The sequence below is a fragment of the Pseudomonas persica genome (genome assembly GCF_900291015.1).
Taxonomy (GTDB): domain Bacteria; phylum Pseudomonadota; class Gammaproteobacteria; order Pseudomonadales; family Pseudomonadaceae; genus Aquipseudomonas.
Genome location: NZ_OLKL01000326.1, coordinates 1 through 243 on the forward strand (window position 1 = coordinate 1; position 243 = coordinate 243).

Annotated in this window: 1 protein-coding gene; it reads left to right on the forward strand. The window is 63.0% G+C overall.

The genetic code is table 11. From position 1 onward, the window contains the following. The coding region (locus FQ664_RS26760) for a histidine kinase dimerization/phospho-acceptor domain-containing protein (protein WP_368668003.1) at positions 1–243 on the forward strand (243 nt) is incomplete at both ends.

Consider the following 243-nt stretch of genomic DNA (forward strand, 5'->3'; position numbering starts at 1 on the left):
GTATGTGGCCGTGGCGATGGCGATGGTCAGCTTCGGCAGTACCGCGCTGTCGACCCCCTATTGGCAACAGAACGCACGCCTGGCCATCGGCCTGTGGCTTGGCCTGGCGGCGGTTCCCCTGTATTTTTCCACGCTGCTGCGGCAGTTGACCGAAGCGATGGCCGAGGCGCGGCGCGCCAGCGAAGCCAAGAGTCGATTCCTGGCCAACATGAGCCACGAGTTTCGTACCCCACTCAATGGATT